Origin of the sequence: Nonomuraea ferruginea, from assembly GCF_039540635.1 — a bacterium.
Classification (GTDB): Bacteria; Actinomycetota; Actinomycetes; order Streptosporangiales; family Streptosporangiaceae; genus Nonomuraea; species Nonomuraea ferruginea.
The window spans coordinates 78,616-92,938 of sequence record NZ_BAABFD010000027.1 but is presented as its reverse complement, the minus strand read 5'-3'; the positions used below and the strand labels follow the sequence as shown (position 1 = coordinate 92,938).

Sequence of the window (14,323 nt, the reverse complement as noted above, 5' to 3'; positions counted from 1 at the left end):
GTGTCACCGGGGGCCGGGACGCTTGCCGGTCAGCCGGACGAACGCGTCCTCCAGGCTCGCCTGCTCGACGCGCAGTTGATGGGCCACGATCCGGTTGCGGGCCAGCACGGTGGTGACGGCGTTGAGCGCGTTGTCGTTGCCGTTGACGATGACCAGCTCTCCCCTGCGGGTGACGCCGGAGACGTCGGGCAGGCTCGTCAGCAGGCGGTCGTCCATCGGCCTGGACGGGCGGAACTGGATCCGCTGCCCGGCGCACGCCCGCTCGGTCAGACCGGCCGGGGTGTCCACCATGACGACGCGGCCGGCGTCGATCAGCGCGAGCCGGTCGCACAGCCGCTCGGCCTCCTCCATGAAGTGGGTGACCAGCACGATCGTCACCCCGCGAGAGCGCACGCCCTCGATCAGGTCCCAGGTGTCGCGCCGGGCCTGCGGGTCGAGGCCGGTGGTGAGCTCGTCGAGGATCGCCACCCTGGGGCTGCCGACGAGCGCCAGCGCGATCGAGAGCCGTTGTTTCTGGCCGCCGGACAGCTTGGCGTACCTGGTCTTCGCCTTGTCCGCCAGGCCGAGGCCGTCCAGCAGTCCGCGCCAGTCGGCGGGCTCGGGATAGAAGGAGCTGTAGAGCTCCAGGGCCTCGGCGACCTGGAGCCGCTCGGGGAGGTGGCCGGCCTGCAACTGGACGCCGAGCCGCCGGGTCAGCTCGGCGCGGTCACGGAGAGGGTCCAGCCCGAGCACCTTGATCTCACCGCGATCCGGGGTGCGGAGGCCCTCGACGCACTCCACGGTCGTCGTCTTGCCGGCGCCGTTCGGGCCGAGGATCCCGAAGATCTCACCCTCCTGGACGGTGAGCGAGACGTCGTCGACCGCGATCTTGTCGTCATAGCGTTTGTGGAGGTCGCGTACCTCGATCACTGGTGGCATGCGCGCGTCCCTTCGGTGGTTGGCGCATTCAGCCTGCTACGACCGGCACTTCCGCCGACACCGACCAGGAGACGGGACCTGGCCGCCGGACGGCGGAGGCGGCGATCCACCGATCGGTGGATCGCCGCCCGGACGTAGGCCAGTGCCCTGCGGGTCAGGACGGGAACGGCGGCGCTGTCGGCGCTGTCGGCGCGCCCGGCAACCGGGAACCCACGGGCAGCAGTGGCTCGCACGCTTCGACCGCCGCCCCGTACTTCCCCGACAGGACGTCGACGCGCTCACCCTTGATGTCGAGGTTGACCAGCCCGGCCGAGGAGAGCGCGACCTCGGGGAAGCCGGGCAGCCCGTGAGCGCGCATGCAGGCGGTGAACTGCTCGCCGTCCCTGACGGGCTCCTCTTCCGAGCCGGCCATCCAGCCCACGCCGGCGGCGAGGACGACGGCGGCCAGGACGAACCTGCTGATCTTCGAGCCGAACATGATGTCTCCGTTTCGGTCGGCCGTGTGTGCCTCCAGGAAAGCCGGGGGCCGGTTACAGGGCCGAAACGGTGACGGTTACCCCGCTGTAACCGGCGATGGGGGCATTCTGGGGATCATGAGGGTGTTGGTGGTCGAAGACCATGAGGAGCTGGCCCTGACGGTCGCGGCGGGGCTGCGCCGCGAGGGCATGGCCGTCGATGTGGTCCTGGACGGCCGGAGCGCGCTCGACCGCACCTCGGTGACCCGTTACGACGTGATCGTGCTCGACCGGGACCTGCCTGGCCTGCACGGTGACGAGGTGTGCGGGTCGCTGGCCGGCGCCGGCTATCCGGCGCGGGTGCTGATGCTCACCGCCGCCGGGACGATCGACGACAGGGTGACGGGGCTCGGCGCGGGCGCCGACGACTACCTGCCCAAGCCGTTCGCCTTCGCCGAGCTGGTCGCCCGGATCCGAGCGCTGGCCAGGCGGTCGCACCGCGCTCTCCCGCCGGTGCTCGTCCACGGCGACCTGCGGCTCGACCCGTCCACCCGGATCGCCGTCCGCGACGGGCGCCGGCTGTCGCTGAGTCCCAAGGAGTTCGCCGTCCTGGAACTGCTGCTGACCGCCGGGGGCGCGGTGGTCTCCGCCGAGGAGTTGCTGGAGCGCGGCTGGGACGAGTTCGCCGACCCGTTCACCCACACCGTGAAGGTCACGATCAGCCGGCTGCGCCGCAAGCTCGGCGATCCGCCGCTGATCGAGACGGTCCCGCAGGCGGGATATCGCATATGAGGCGGACCGTACGGCTTCGCCTGACCTTGCTCTACGGTGGCCTGTTCGCGCTGGCCGGGGTCGTGCTGGTCGCGCTCATCTACCTGCTGGTCCAGTACTCGCCCTTCCCTGCACCGCCCGCCGCTCCGGTGCCGCCCGGTGGGTTCGACGTGTCCGTCCGGACGCCCGCGGTGGAGCGGGCGGCGGACCCGCTCCGGCTGCTGGTCAACTCCCTGATCGCGCTGGCCTTCATGACCTGCGCGGCGATGGTGCTCGGCTGGCTCATGGCCGGGCGGGTGCTGCGGCCGCTGGGCGAGATGACGGACACCGTCCGGCGCATCACGGCCGACCGGCTCGACCGGCGGCTGGCCGCCTCCGGGCCCGACGACGAGCTGAAAAGGCTGGCCGACACCTTCGACGCGCTGCTGGACCGGCTGGAGGCGGCCTTCACCGCACAGCGGCGCTTCGTCGCCAACGCCTCCCACGAGCTGCGCACGCCGCTGACGCTGCAACGGGCCATGGCCGAGGTCGCGCTCGCCGACCCCGAGGCCGACGCCCGGGCTCTGCGGGCCGTGCTGGAACGCGTCGTCACCGCGGGGAAGCATCAGGAACGGCTCATCGAGGCCCTGCTCGTGCTGGCCCGCAGCCAGCAAGGGCTGGACCACCGCCGCCCCCTCGACCTGGCCGCGATCACCGGACAGGCACTCGGGCGATACGAGGACGCGGAGGTCCGCGTCGACTCCTCCCTCCGCCCGGCGCCCGCCTCCGGTGACCCCGCCCTGATCGAGCGCCTGGTCACGAACCTGCTGGACAACGCCGTACGCTACAACGTGCCCGATGGGTGGATCGCGGTGGAGACGGCCGGGCGTTCCGGCCGCTCCACCCTCCGGATCTCCAACAGCGGCCCGCTGATCCCGCCCGAACGGGCACACCTGCTCACGCGGCCCTTCCAGCGCCTGGAGACCGGCAGGAAGGCCGGCGGCGACGGGTCGGGGCTCGGGCTGTCGATCGTGGCCGCCGTCGTCGAGGCCCACCACGGCACGCTGGAGGTCCGGCCGCTGCCGGACGGCGGGCTCGACGTCACCGTCACCTTGGTGACACCCGGCCGAGCATGAGGGCCGCCGTCAGGGCAGGCGGGCGAGGAGCGACTTGGGCGCCGTCTGCCGGTAGGCGTCGGTGACGAGTTCGGCGATCTCGTCCCAGTCGACGCCCTCGACGTCCAGGTAGACGCCCAGCCAGCCGCGGTGTCCCACGTACGGCGGGCGGAAGAAACGGGCCGGGTCGTGCGCCACCAGCTCCTCCTGGGCGCCGGGCGGGGCCGCGCACCAGAAGGCCAGCCGGTCGTCGTGGTGGTGGTCGGCGTACATGACGAACGTCTTCTTGCCGCGCACGAACCAGGTGGGCTCGCCGTGGCTGAGCCGCTCGGTGACCTCGGGCAGGGCCAGGCAGACGGCGCGCAGCCGCTCCAGCGGGTCCATGCGGGTCAGCCGGTGAGGCGCAGCGGGTTGATCAGGTCGGCGTAGACGAGCAGCCCGGCCATGACGATCATGACGATGGCCAGCGCGTACGTCAGCGGCAGCACCTTGGCGATGTCGACGTAGGACGGCTCGGGGCGGCGCAGGATGCGCGCCCAGGCGCGCTTGAGGCCCTCCCACAGCCCGCCGGCGATGTGGCCGCCGTCGAGCGGCAGCAGCGGGATCAGGTTGAACATGCCGATCGCCAGGTTGAAGCCGGCCAGCAGGTTGACGAACACGAACAGCTTCTGCACGCCGGTCAGGTCGGAGGCGAGGATCTCGCCGCCCATGCGGCCCGCGCCGACGACGCCCACCGGGCCCTCGGGATCGCGTTCGGCCCCGGAGAACGCGGCGTCCCAGACGCCGACCATCTTCTCCGGCAGGTTGACCAGCGAGACCGCGACGCGGCCGGTCAGCTCGGCCATGTAGGGGAAGACCGCGCCGAAGCTCTGCTGCTGCATGACCTCGGTCGGCAGCACGCCGAGGAAGCCGACGTTCTTCTCGATCACGTCGGGCTCGCCGGGCTTGGGCCGGTCCTGGGCGATGAGCGTGGTCTGCAGCGTCATGGGCCGGCCGTCGCGGATGATGGCCAGCTCGGCGGGGCCGGCGCCGTGGGAGCGGATGACCCGGGTGGCGTCCTCCCACGTCTCGATCTTGTGGCCGTCGAGGGCGACGAGCTTGTCACCGGCCTTGAGCCCGGCCTGCGAGGCGGGCGTGGGCTGGTCGCCGGAGCGGCACTCGGTGCGGTGCTCGCTGATCGGGATGACGCAGGTGTTGGTTTCGGGCGAGACCACCGGCGCGTAGGTGGGCACGCCGATGCCGACCAGCAGGAGGGCGTAGAGGATGAAGGCCAGCACGAAGTTCATCGCGGGGCCGCCGGACATGACGATGACCTTCTGCCACCACTTCTTGCGGTAGAAGACGCGGTTCTCGTCGCCGGGCCTGACCTCCTCCAGGGCCACTTCCCTGGCCTGCTCGATCAGGGCCTGGAACGGCCCGGTGGAGCCGCCGCGCAGCTTGCCGGGATCCTCGCCCGGCTTGGGCGGCAGCATGCCGATCATCCGGATGTAGCCGCCGAGCGGGATCCACTTGACGCCGTACTCGGTCTCGCCCTTGCGGCGGGACCACATCGTGGGCCCGAAGCCGACCATGTACTGGGTCACCTTGATGCCGAAGAGCTTGGCGGGCACCAGGTGGCCGATCTCGTGCAACCCGATGGACGCCATCAGCCCGATGAAGAAGATGGCGATCCCCAGGAGGAAGAGCCAGTCCATATACGCGCGCTCCAGACCGGACGATTCGACGTCCCAAGCGTAGTCGAACTCGACGGGCCCGGACGCTCACGTGACATACGGGGTATGCGAAGGACGGCTACGGGCGCCAGATCAGCACCAGCGCGCAGTCGTCGCTGTGGCCCGAGGCCATGGCGTTGACCAGGGCGCGCGCCCCGTCGCGGAACCCGGAGGGCAGCAGCCGCTCGGCCTCGCCGAGCAGCCGGTCGAGCCCGGCGTCGATGTCGCGCCCCGGCTGCTCGATCAGGCCGTCGGTGTAGAGCAGCAGCGCGTCGCCCTTGTGGAGGGTGCCGGTCTCGGGCTCGCAGTGGAGGTCGGGCACCACGCCGAGGACCACGCCCTTGGCGGAGGCGACCTCCCAGTTGCCGGTGCCGGCGTCGAACTTCACGACCGGCGGGTGGCCGGCGGAGGTGATGGTGTAGTCGCCGGTGGCCAGGTCGAGCCGGACGTGCACGGCGGTGACGAACCCCTCGTCGCCGCGCTGGCGGTGGAGGTAGGCGTTGCAGGCGGGCAGGAAGTCGTCGACGGAGCCGAGCAGCCCGCCGAACGTGCCCGACAGCAGCAGGGCTCTGGTGCCGGCGTCGACGCCCTTGCCCGAGACGTCGACCAGCGCGATGTCGACCCGGTCGCCGTCGCGCATGGACACCAGGAAGTCGCCGCCGAAGGAGGAGCCGCCGGCCTGCTTGAGCACGACCTTGCCGCCCCAGTCCTTGGGCAGCGGGGGCAGCTCGCCCTGGCTCTTGAGCCGGTCGCGCAGCTCCAGCAGCATGGCGTCGCCGCGCAGCCCCTGGACGCCGAGCTTGCCGCGGGTGCGGGCCATGAGCAGCGCCAGCACGGCGGTGAACCCGATCGTCACGGCGAGGCCGACGCCGACCCTGCCCGCGCCGAGCGTGACGGCGATGTAGCCCAGCGAGACGGCCACCGCGACCAGCAGCGTGACCAGGCTGCGCACCCGCAGCTGCAGTCCGCCGACCAGGGTGACGAGGATGAGCAGCGACGGCGAGAACCACTCGGTGGACACCTGGGCCGCGAGCAGCCCGACGACGAGCGTGACCACGGTCAGCGCGACCAGCAGGTTGCGGTCCCTGGCCGCCCCGCGCCTGAGGAACCGGACGAGCTGCACCAGGAACGGCACCCGCACCAGGATCGCGCGGAGCCGTGGCGGGATCAGCGGCGCCGGTCGGGTACTCATGATGCGCTCGACTGTATCGGTCTGGCTCGCGTTTGGGCAGCCGACTTGACCAGAGCCTTGATCGTCTACCAGGGATATTCGGTGGCCCCCGGCGAGGGCTCGCTCGTACCGTGGACGGATGACGTATCCGATCCGTCCGATCGCCGAGAGCGAATGGCCGGCGTTCGCCGGCGTGCTCTCCGAGGGCTTCAACTGGACGCCGCATCCGCGGCAGACCGAGCGGTGGAAGGCGCAGACGGAGTTCGACCGCACGCTCGCCGTCTTCGACGGTGACACGATGGTGGCCTCCACGTCGGTGCACAGCTTCACCATGACGGTGCCGGGCGGGCGGCTGCCCGTCGCGGGCGTGACGGCCGTCGCCGTGCTCTCCTCGCATCGCCGCCGCGGCATCCTGTCGTCGCTGATGCGCAGGCAGCTCGCCGACGTGCGCGAGCGCGGGGAGCCGGTGGCGGCGCTGTACGCGTCCGAGGCGCCGATCTACGGGCGGTTCGGTTACGGGCGCGCGGCGGGGCAGATGTCGTTCACCATCGCCAGGCACGGCGCGGCGTTCGTCCCCGGCGCCCCGGTGGACGCGTCGCTGCGGCTGCGGGTGGTCAAGCCGGCCGAGGTCCGCGGCGAGTACGAGCGGCTGTTCGGCTCCGTCGCCGGCTCGCGGCCCGGCCTGTACGACCGGAACGCGGCGTTCTGGGACGCCATCCTGGCCGACGAGGAGTTCGACCAGAACGGCGCGGGCCCGCTGCGGTCGCTGCTGGCCGAGGACGACGACGGGGTGCGCGGTTACGCGCTGTTCCGGATCAAGAGCGGCTGGGACGGCGACGGCATGCCCGACGGCGAGGTGCGGCTGCAGGAGCTGTTCGCCGCCGATCCGGCCGCGTACGCGCTGCTGTGGCGCGGGGTGCTCGACCGTGACCTGGTGACGCGGATCGTGGCCCACGCCAGGCCGGTGGACGACCCGCTGTTCGCGCTGATGGCCAACCCCCGCCAGCTCCGCCCCAGCTGGTCGGACGAGCTGTGGGTACGCCTCGTGGAGGTCGACAGGGCACTGGAGTCGCGCGCCTACGCGGCGCCGGTGGACCTGGTGCTGGAGGTCGCCGACGAGGTGTGCCCGTGGAACGCGGGCCGCCGGCGCCTGCGCGCCGACACCGCGGGGGCGGAGTGCAAGCGGGTGGACGAGGAGCCGGACGTCACGCTGGACGTGGCGGCGCTGGGCTCGGCCTACCTCGGCGACGGCGATCTGGGCGCGCTGCACGCGGCCGGGATGCTGGGCGAGCGGACGCCCGGCGCGGTGCGGGCGCTGGCCACGGCCATGGCCTGGCAGCCGAAGCCGTTCGCCGGTCTCGTCTTCTGACGTACAGTCGCCGTATGGCCCTGCAGAGCTTGCAGATCACCGCGATCACGGCGATGCGCGCGCGTGACGTGTCGCGCCCGTCGAAGGAACAGCAGGAGACCGCCGACCGGCGGCCCCTGCGTGACGAGACGCCCAGGCGCGAGGGCAAACGGCGGGGTTAGCCCGGGAGCGAGGGCAACTGCCCTATGGTCTCGTAGGCCTCGACCTGGGCGATGCGGCGGCTGTGGCGCTCGCTGCCGGAGAACGCGGTGGTGAGGAAGACCTCGACGAACCTCGTCGCGTCCTCGGTGGAGTGCATGCGCGCGCCGATGGAGACGACGTTGGCGTTGTTGTGCTCGCGGGCCAGGGAGGCGGTCTCCTCGCTCCAGGCCAGCGCGGCCCGGATGCCGCGCACCTTGTTGGCGGCCATCTGCTCGCCGTTGCCGGAGCCGCCGATGACCACGCCGAGGCTGCCGGGGTCGCCCGCGACGCCCTCGGCGGCGCGCAGGCAGAAGACGGGATAGTCGTCCTCGGCGTCGTAGACGAAGGGACCGCAGTCGGTCACCTCGTGACCGTGGTCCTTCAGCCACGACGCCAGGTGGTTCTTCAGCTCATAGCCGGCATGGTCGGCACCGATGTAGACACGCACCTCACCAGTCTTCCACAGCGGGGCCGAGGCGGCTCCGACCGCGGCCCCGATCGCTAGAGTAAGGAACTCCTATGGCCACTGGTCCTTACTGAGAGGGGAGCCCCATGCGCGAGATCCGCGTGCTCGGCGATCCGGTCCTGCGCACGCCCGCCGAGCCCGTCGGGAGCTTCGACCGCGAGCTGCGCCGGCTGATCGACGAGATGTTCGAGGCGATGTACGCGGTCGGCGGGGTGGGCCTGGCGGGCCCGCAGATCGGGGTCGCGCGGCGGCTGTTCGTCTACGACATCAGCGGGCGCAAGGGCCACGTGGTCAACCCGGTGCTGACCGTCGACGACCCGGCGGAGGTCGTCGACGAGGAGGGCTGCCTGTCGGTGCCCGACCGGCGGACGAAGCTCCCGGCCTACGCGCCGGTGGCCCGCGCCGCGGGGGTGACGGTCGCGGGCGTCGACCGGCTGGAGCGCCCCGTACGGATCAGCGCGCGCGGCTCGCTGGCCCGCTGCTTCCAGCACGAGACCGACCACCTCGACGGCCGGCTGTTCGTGGACCGGCTGCCGAAGAACGACGCGCGCGAGATCATGCTCCGAACCTAGGGTGGGCGCATGACTGTGCTTTCCGGAAAGGGCGCTCTGGTGACCGGGGGCTCGCGCGGCATCGGCAGAGCCGTGGTGGAACGGCTGACGTCCGACGGGGCCGAGGTGGTCTTCAGCTACCGGCAGGACGCGGCGGCCGCCGAGCGGGTCGCCAAGGAGACGGGCGCCCTCGCCGTGCGCTGCGACCAGGGCAGCGAGGACGACCTCGCCCGGCTGCTCGCCACGGCCGAGGACCGGCTGCCGGGCGTCGACATCCTGGTCAACAACGCCGCCGAGACCGGGCCGGCGCTGATCGCCGACGTGACGCCGGAGCTGTACGAGCGGATGTTCGCGGTCAACACCCGGGCCGTCTTCCTGGGCGTCCAGTGGGCGGGCAGGGTGATGCGCGACGGCGGCCGGATCATCAACGTCTCGACGCTCAACACCGAGGTCCCCGCGCCCGCCATCGCGCTCTACGCCGCCACCAAGGCCGCCGTGGAGCAGTTCGCCAAGGTGGCGGCGCGGGAGCTGGGCGGGCGCGGCATCACGGCCAACAACGTGCTGCCGGGCGCGACCGACACCGACATGCTGCGCGCCGCCAACCCGCCGGAGGCCCTGGAGCAGGCACCGCAGTTCACCGCGCTGCGTCGGCTGGGCACGCCCGGCGACGTGGCGGCCGTGGTGGCGTTCCTGGCCGGCCCCGACGGGCGATGGATCACCGGGCAGAGCATCCGGGCCACCGGCGGGATGGTGCTGTAGCGGCTAGAGCTGCAGCGCCTTGATCTCGAAGAACTCCTCCAGCCCGTACTCCCCCAGCTCGCGGCCGACGCCGGAGCGCTTGTAGCCGCCGAAGGGGGCCATCGGGTTGAAGTTGCCGCCGTTGACGGCGACCTGCCCGGTGCGCAGCCTGCGCGCCACCGCGACGGCGCGCTCCTCGGTGGCCGCCCACACCGCGCCCGCGAGCCCGTACGGGGTGCCGTTGGCAATCTCGACGGCCTGGTCCTCGGTGGTGTAGGGGATGATCGACAGCACCGGGCCGAAGATCTCCTCCTGCTCGATCACCATGCCGGGCTCGACCCCGGCGAACACGGTCGGCTCGACGTAGTAGCCGCGCGGCAGCGGCCGGTCGGTGCCGCCGGCCACGAGCCTGGCGCCCTCCTCCTGGCCGCGGTTGATGTAGCGGACCACCCGGTCGCGCTGCGCCGCCGACACCAGCGGGCCGACCCTGGTCGTCTCGTCGAACGGGTCGCCGACGGTGTACTTGGCGGTCGCCTCGACGGCCAGGCGGACGGCCTCGTCGTAGCGGTCGCGGTGCACGATCATGCGGGTCAGCGCCGAGCAGGTCTGGCCGGCGTTGATGAAGCAGTTGGCGACGCCCACCTTGACGGCCGCGCCGAGGTCGGCGTCGGGCAGGATGACGTTCGCGGACTTGCCGCCGAGCTCCAGCGCGACCCGCTTGACGCCGTCGGAGGCCAGGGCGGCGACCCGCCGCCCGGCGACGGTGGAGCCGGTGAAGGAGACCAGGTCGACGTCGGGGTGGCCGGCCATGGCCTCGCCGACGACCGGGCCGCGCCCGCTGACCAGGTTGAACACCCCGGCGGGCAGGCCCACCTCGTGGAAGATCTCGGCCAGCGCGTACGCGGCCAGCGGCGCCACCTCGCTGGGCTTGAGCACGACCGTGCAGCCGGCGGCCAGCGCGGGGGCCACCTTGGCGACGATCTGGTGCAGCGGGTAGTTCCACGGCGTGATCGCGGCCACCACGCCCACCGGCTCCTTGACCACCAGCGAGTTGCCCACGCGGGTCTCGAGCGGATGGCTGTCGGCCAGCTGGGCGTAGGAGGCCAGCACCCCGGCGGGCATGAGCGTCTGCACCTTCAGCGCGAACCCGAGCGGCGAGCCCATGTCGGTGGCGATCGTCCTGGCCACCTCGTCGGCCCGCTGCTTCAGCAGCTCGGCGGCGGCGGCCAGCAGCTTGCCCCGCTCGGCGGGCGGCGTGGCCGACCAGCCGGGGAAGGCGCGCCGCGCGGCCGTCACCGCGGCCTGGACGTCGGCCGGCGCACCCGCCGGCACCCGGTCGATGATCTCCTCGGTGGCCGGATTGACGACATCGATGGCCTCTCCCGAGGCGGAGGCGGCCCACGAACCGCCGATGTATAGCTGACGCATGACTTCATCCTGGCGTGCCGCGGGTCACATTGCGAGACCGCGGCTCACCACGGAGTGAGCTGTATCAACCGGCTTGTCACGTTCTCCTACCGAGTGGAGTCGAAAATCAGTCGAAGCGGGGCTCGCTCGTACGGGAGCGCTTGAGCTCGAAGAACTCGTCGAAGCCGGTGACGAGCAGGACGCCGTCCCACATGCGTCCGGCGTCCTCGCCGCGCGGGATGGAGGTGATGACGGGGCCGAAGAACGCGTTGTCGCCGACGCGGATGACGGGCGTGCCGACCTCCTGGCCGACGAGGCCGATGCCCTCGTCGTGGGAGCGGCGCACGGCCTCGTCGTGTTCGGTGGAGTCCATGGCGTCGGCGAGGGCGGTGTCGAGGCCGGCGGCGGCGAGAGCGTCCTGGACCGTGTCGCGCAGGTCGCCGAGGCGCCTGATCGCGCGCTGGTTGTGGAAGCGGGTGCCGAGCTCGGTGTAGAGGGGGCCGACGACGTGGTCGCCGTACTTGGCGGCGGCCGCGGCCACCACCCGGACCGGGCCGATGGCGCGGACGATCTGCTCGCGGTAGGCCTCGGGGACGTCCTTGCCCTCGTTGAGCACGTTGAGGCTCATGATGTGCCAGCGCGGCTCGATGGGGCGAACCTTCTCCACTTCGAGAAGCCATCGTGACGTCACCCAGGCGAACGGGCAGAAAGGATCGAACCACAAATCCACAGGAGTCTTCTCGCTCATGTGGGCCATAACCTGGGGAGGCTCGAATCCTATTCCAGGGATCCGGCTGACCCCGACGAAGTGGTTGAAAAGGAGCGCAACTTGGCAGGCAACCTGACCCGGGACGAGGCACGCGAGCGGGCCCGCCTGTTGAAGGTCGAATCTTACGCGGTGGCGCTCGACCTGACAGCGGGCGAGGAGCGCTTCGACAGCGTGACCACGGTGCGTTTCGCCTGTACCAGGCCGGGCGCCGACACGTTCATCGATCTGCACGGCGCGCGCGTGCGCAAGGTGACGCTCAACGGCGCGGACCTCGACGTGTCCGCCTACGACGCCGACCAGGGCCGCTTCCCGCTGCCCTCGCTGGCCGAGTCCAACGAGCTGGTCGTCGACGCCGACTGCGTCTACATGCGCACCGGCGAGGGCCTGCACCGTTTCGTCGACCCGGTCGACCAGAAGGTCTACCTGCACAGCCAGTTCGAGACGGCCGACGCCCACCGCATGTACGCCTGCTTCGACCAGCCGGACCTCAAGGCGGCCTTCCAGCTGACGGTGCTCGCGCCGGGAGACTGGGAGGTGGTCTCCAACGCGGCGGCCTCCGCCGTGGACGAGCAGGGCGCCACCAAGCGGTGGACGTTCCCGCCCACAGCGGTGATGTCCACCTACATCACCGCCCTGGTGGCCGGGCCGTACCACAAGGTGACGTCCGAGCACGACGGCATCCCGCTGGGCGTCTACTGCCGGGCCTCGCTGGCCGAGCACCTCGACGCGGACAACATCCTGGAGGTCACCCGCCAGGGGTTCGACTTCTTCCACAAGGTGTTCGGGGTCCGCTACCCGTTCGGCAAGTACGACCAGCTGTTCGTGCCGGAGTTCAACGCGGGCGCGATGGAGAACGCGGGCTGCGTGACGTTCCTGGAGGACTACGTCTTCCGCTCCCGGGTCACCGACGCGGTGGTGGAGCGGCGCGCCGAGACGATCCTGCACGAGATGGCCCACATGTGGTTCGGCGACCTGGTCACCATGCGCTGGTGGGACGACCTGTGGCTGAACGAGTCGTTCGCCACCTACATGTCCGTGCTGGCCCAGGCCGAGGCCACCCGGTGGGGCAAGGGCGCGTGGACCACGTTCGCGAACGTCGAGAAGGCCTGGGCCTACCGGCAGGACCAGCTCCCGTCCACCCACCCGATCGCCGCCGACATCCCCGACATGCAGGCGGTCGAGGTCAACTTCGACGGCATCACCTACGCCAAGGGCGCCTCGGTGCTCAAGCAGCTCGTCGCCTACGTCGGGCTGGACAACTTCCTGGCGGGCGTGCGCGACTACTTCAACGAGCACGCCTGGGGCAACACCGAGCTGAAGGACCTGCTCACCGCCCTGGAGCGGACCTCGGGGCGTGACCTGTCCGCGTGGTCGAAGGAGTGGCTGGAGACCGCCTGGGTCAACACGCTGCGGCCGTCGTTCGAGGTGGCCGACGGCAGGTTCACCCGGTTCGAGGTGCTCCAGGAGGCGCCGGCCGACTACCCGACGCTGCGCTCCCACCGGGTCGCGATCGGCCTCTACTCGCTGGCCGGCGGCGAGCTGACCCGGACCAAGCGGGTCGAGCTGGACGTGGTGGGCGCCCGCACCGTCGTGGCCGAGCTGGCCGGCAAGGAGCAGCCCGACCTCGTGCTGATCAACGACGACGATCTCACGTACGCGAAGATCCGGCTGGACGAGCGGTCGCTGCGCACGCTCGTCGACGGCGGCATCGCGAAATTCACCGAGTCGCTGCCGCGGGCGCTGTGCTGGTCGGCGGCGTGGGACATGACGCGCGACGGCGAGATGTCCACCCGCGACTACGTCAAGCTGGTGGCCTCCGGCGTGGGCACGGTCAAGGACCTGACCGTGCTCCAGACCGTGCTGCGGCAGGCGCGGCAGGCCGTCCAGCAGTACGCCGACCCGGCGTGGCGGCCCGAGGGGATGGCGCTGCTGGCCCGCGAGCTGCGCGCGCTGCTGGCGGCGGCCGAGCCCGGCTCCGACCACCAGCTCGCCTACCTGCAGGCGTTCGCGCCCGTCGCGACCTCGGCCGAGGACCTGGCCGTGCTGCGGGCCATCCTCGACGGCACCGACGTGCCCGACGGGCTGAGCGTCGACGCCGACCTGCGCTGGACCCTCACCTCCGCGCTGGTCAGCGGCGGCGAGCTGGGCCCGGACGACATCGAGGCCGAGCTGCGGCGCGACCCGACGGCCACCGGCGAGCGGTCGGCGGCGCTGTGCCGGGCCGTCGTCCCCACGGCCGAGGCCAAGGCCGCGGCGTGGGAGCGGATCGTCGGCGGCGAGCTGCCCAACCACATCGCCCGCACCACGATCACCGGGTTCCAGGACCCGCACCACCCCGAGCTCCTGGCGCCCTACCGGGAGAAGTACTTCGCCGAGGTGGGGCGGATCTACCGGGAGTGGACGTTCGACCAGGCCTCCACGTTCGCGGTCGGGTGCTTCCCGTCGCTGCTGATCGAGGAGGAGACGGTCCGGGCGGCGCAGGCGTACCTGGACGCGGAGCGGCCGCCGCAGGCGCTGCGCCGGCTTATCCTGGAGGGCGCCGACGGCGTGAGCCGCGCGCTGCGCAACCGCGCGCGCGACGCGGCCTAGCGACCCTCCGTAACGGCCCTCTCCCCACCGGGAGGGGGTCGTCACTCTTGCGCCCAGCCCCTCCCGGGGAGGGGCTGGGGCTCACATGTCCCCGCCCCTTTCCCCGCTAGGAGAGGGGCGGGGCGACCGCCCC

15 protein-coding genes are annotated in these 14,323 nt (G+C 71.7%); 7 read left to right on the top strand and 8 right to left on the bottom strand.

Annotated features, from left to right (window positions below):
- Positions 1–3: 3 nt before the first annotated feature.
- Together ABD999_RS38445 and ABD999_RS38440 are read right to left on the bottom strand one after the other, a co-directional pair.
- Positions 4–918: an ABC transporter ATP-binding protein gene (locus ABD999_RS38445; RefSeq protein WP_271278621.1), complete on the bottom strand. Its 915-nt coding sequence runs from the start codon at positions 916–918 to the stop codon at positions 4–6.
- 154 nt (positions 919–1,072) lie between these two features.
- The gene (locus tag ABD999_RS38440) at positions 1,073–1,396 is read right to left on the bottom strand and encodes a hypothetical protein (protein ID WP_271275552.1); all 324 of its coding nucleotides are present in this window, start codon (positions 1,394–1,396) and stop codon (positions 1,073–1,075) included.
- A gap of 115 nt (positions 1,397–1,511) precedes the next feature.
- Here ABD999_RS38440 and ABD999_RS38435 point away from each other — a divergent pair, with 115 nt between their 5' ends.
- Positions 1,512–2,165, top strand: coding sequence for a response regulator transcription factor (locus tag ABD999_RS38435; protein ID WP_271275553.1), 654 nt, complete (start codon positions 1,512–1,514; stop codon positions 2,163–2,165).
- Positions 2,162–3,259, top strand: a complete 1,098-nt coding sequence (locus tag ABD999_RS38430) for a sensor histidine kinase (RefSeq protein ID WP_271275554.1) — start codon at positions 2,162–2,164, stop codon at positions 3,257–3,259. The genes ABD999_RS38435 and ABD999_RS38430 overlap by 4 nt, the downstream gene beginning before the upstream one ends.
- A gap of 9 nt (positions 3,260–3,268) precedes the next feature.
- Here ABD999_RS38430 and ABD999_RS38425 read toward each other — a convergent pair whose 3' ends face one another.
- The 3 genes from ABD999_RS38425 to ABD999_RS38415 form a co-directional block, all read right to left on the bottom strand.
- Complete coding sequence (locus tag ABD999_RS38425) at positions 3,269–3,622, bottom strand: MmcQ/YjbR family DNA-binding protein (RefSeq protein ID WP_148029945.1); 354 nt, start codon at positions 3,620–3,622, stop codon at positions 3,269–3,271.
- Between the two features lie 5 nt (positions 3,623–3,627).
- On the bottom strand, positions 3,628–4,932 hold the full coding sequence (locus ABD999_RS38420; protein ID WP_271275555.1) for a M50 family metallopeptidase: 1,305 nt from the start codon (positions 4,930–4,932) through the stop codon (positions 3,628–3,630).
- Between the two features lie 97 nt (positions 4,933–5,029).
- Positions 5,030–6,142, bottom strand: coding sequence for a PP2C family protein-serine/threonine phosphatase (locus tag ABD999_RS38415; protein ID WP_148029943.1), 1,113 nt, complete (start codon positions 6,140–6,142; stop codon positions 5,030–5,032).
- A 118-nt stretch (positions 6,143–6,260) separates the two neighbouring features.
- Between ABD999_RS38415 and ABD999_RS38410 the strand changes: the two genes are divergently transcribed.
- Together ABD999_RS38410 and ABD999_RS38405 are read left to right on the top strand one after the other, a co-directional pair.
- On the top strand, positions 6,261–7,490 hold the full coding sequence (locus tag ABD999_RS38410) for a GNAT family N-acetyltransferase (RefSeq protein ID WP_271275556.1): 1,230 nt from the start codon (positions 6,261–6,263) through the stop codon (positions 7,488–7,490).
- A 14-nt stretch (positions 7,491–7,504) separates the two neighbouring features.
- A complete protein-coding gene (locus tag ABD999_RS38405; RefSeq protein ID WP_187281010.1) occupies positions 7,505–7,651 on the top strand; it encodes a hypothetical protein in 147 nt (48 codons plus the stop codon).
- Here the strand turns inward: ABD999_RS38405 and ABD999_RS38400 are convergent.
- Positions 7,648–8,118: a ribose-5-phosphate isomerase gene (locus ABD999_RS38400; protein ID WP_148029941.1), complete on the bottom strand. Its 471-nt coding sequence runs from the start codon at positions 8,116–8,118 to the stop codon at positions 7,648–7,650. The genes ABD999_RS38405 and ABD999_RS38400 overlap by 4 nt on opposite strands.
- A gap of 104 nt (positions 8,119–8,222) precedes the next feature.
- Between ABD999_RS38400 and def the strand changes: the two genes are divergently transcribed.
- Positions 8,223–8,708: a peptide deformylase gene (def, locus tag ABD999_RS38395; RefSeq protein WP_148029940.1), complete on the top strand. Its 486-nt coding sequence runs from the start codon at positions 8,223–8,225 to the stop codon at positions 8,706–8,708.
- Between the two features lie 9 nt (positions 8,709–8,717).
- A complete protein-coding gene (locus tag ABD999_RS38390) occupies positions 8,718–9,446 on the top strand; it encodes an SDR family oxidoreductase (RefSeq protein WP_271275557.1) in 729 nt (242 codons plus the stop codon).
- A gap of 3 nt (positions 9,447–9,449) precedes the next feature.
- On the opposite strand, the gene ABD999_RS38385 is transcribed toward ABD999_RS38390, so the two are convergent.
- The gene (locus ABD999_RS38385; protein ID WP_271275558.1) at positions 9,450–10,853 is read right to left on the bottom strand and encodes an aldehyde dehydrogenase family protein; all 1,404 of its coding nucleotides are present in this window, start codon (positions 10,851–10,853) and stop codon (positions 9,450–9,452) included.
- Positions 10,854–10,959: 106 nt separating this feature from the next.
- Entirely contained in the window at positions 10,960–11,580 is a 621-nt protein-coding gene (locus ABD999_RS38380) for a mycothiol-dependent nitroreductase Rv2466c family protein (protein ID WP_148029937.1), read from the bottom strand.
- Between the two features lie 81 nt (positions 11,581–11,661).
- Here ABD999_RS38380 and pepN point away from each other — a divergent pair, with 81 nt between their 5' ends.
- Positions 11,662–14,190, top strand: a complete 2,529-nt coding sequence (gene pepN, locus ABD999_RS38375) for an aminopeptidase N (protein ID WP_271275559.1) — start codon at positions 11,662–11,664, stop codon at positions 14,188–14,190.
- Positions 14,191–14,323: the final 133 nt, after the last annotated feature.

What these genes read in the sequence shown, in the direction of transcription:
- ABD999_RS38445 (WP_271278621.1), bottom strand. Translation starts at nt 918, where the DNA reads ATGCCACCAGTGATCGAGGTACGCGACCTCCACAAACGCTATGACGAC.
- ABD999_RS38440 (WP_271275552.1), bottom strand. Translation starts at nt 1,396, where the DNA reads ATGTTCGGCTCGAAGATCAGCAGGTTCGTCCTGGCCGCCGTCGTCCTC.
- ABD999_RS38435 (WP_271275553.1), top strand. Translation starts at nt 1,512, where the DNA reads ATGAGGGTGTTGGTGGTCGAAGACCATGAGGAGCTGGCCCTGACGGTC.
- ABD999_RS38430 (WP_271275554.1), top strand. Translation starts at nt 2,162, where the DNA reads ATGAGGCGGACCGTACGGCTTCGCCTGACCTTGCTCTACGGTGGCCTG.
- ABD999_RS38425 (WP_148029945.1), bottom strand. Translation starts at nt 3,622, where the DNA reads ATGGACCCGCTGGAGCGGCTGCGCGCCGTCTGCCTGGCCCTGCCCGAG.
- ABD999_RS38420 (WP_271275555.1), bottom strand. Translation starts at nt 4,932, where the DNA reads ATGGACTGGCTCTTCCTCCTGGGGATCGCCATCTTCTTCATCGGGCTG.
- ABD999_RS38415 (WP_148029943.1), bottom strand. Translation starts at nt 6,142, where the DNA reads ATGAGTACCCGACCGGCGCCGCTGATCCCGCCACGGCTCCGCGCGATC.
- ABD999_RS38410 (WP_271275556.1), top strand. Translation starts at nt 6,261, where the DNA reads ATGACGTATCCGATCCGTCCGATCGCCGAGAGCGAATGGCCGGCGTTC.
- ABD999_RS38405 (WP_187281010.1), top strand. Translation starts at nt 7,505, where the DNA reads ATGGCCCTGCAGAGCTTGCAGATCACCGCGATCACGGCGATGCGCGCG.
- def (WP_148029940.1), top strand. Translation starts at nt 8,223, where the DNA reads ATGCGCGAGATCCGCGTGCTCGGCGATCCGGTCCTGCGCACGCCCGCC.
- ABD999_RS38390 (WP_271275557.1), top strand. Translation starts at nt 8,718, where the DNA reads ATGACTGTGCTTTCCGGAAAGGGCGCTCTGGTGACCGGGGGCTCGCGC.
- ABD999_RS38385 (WP_271275558.1), bottom strand. Translation starts at nt 10,853, where the DNA reads ATGCGTCAGCTATACATCGGCGGTTCGTGGGCCGCCTCCGCCTCGGGA.
- ABD999_RS38380 (WP_148029937.1), bottom strand. Translation starts at nt 11,580, where the DNA reads ATGAGCGAGAAGACTCCTGTGGATTTGTGGTTCGATCCTTTCTGCCCG.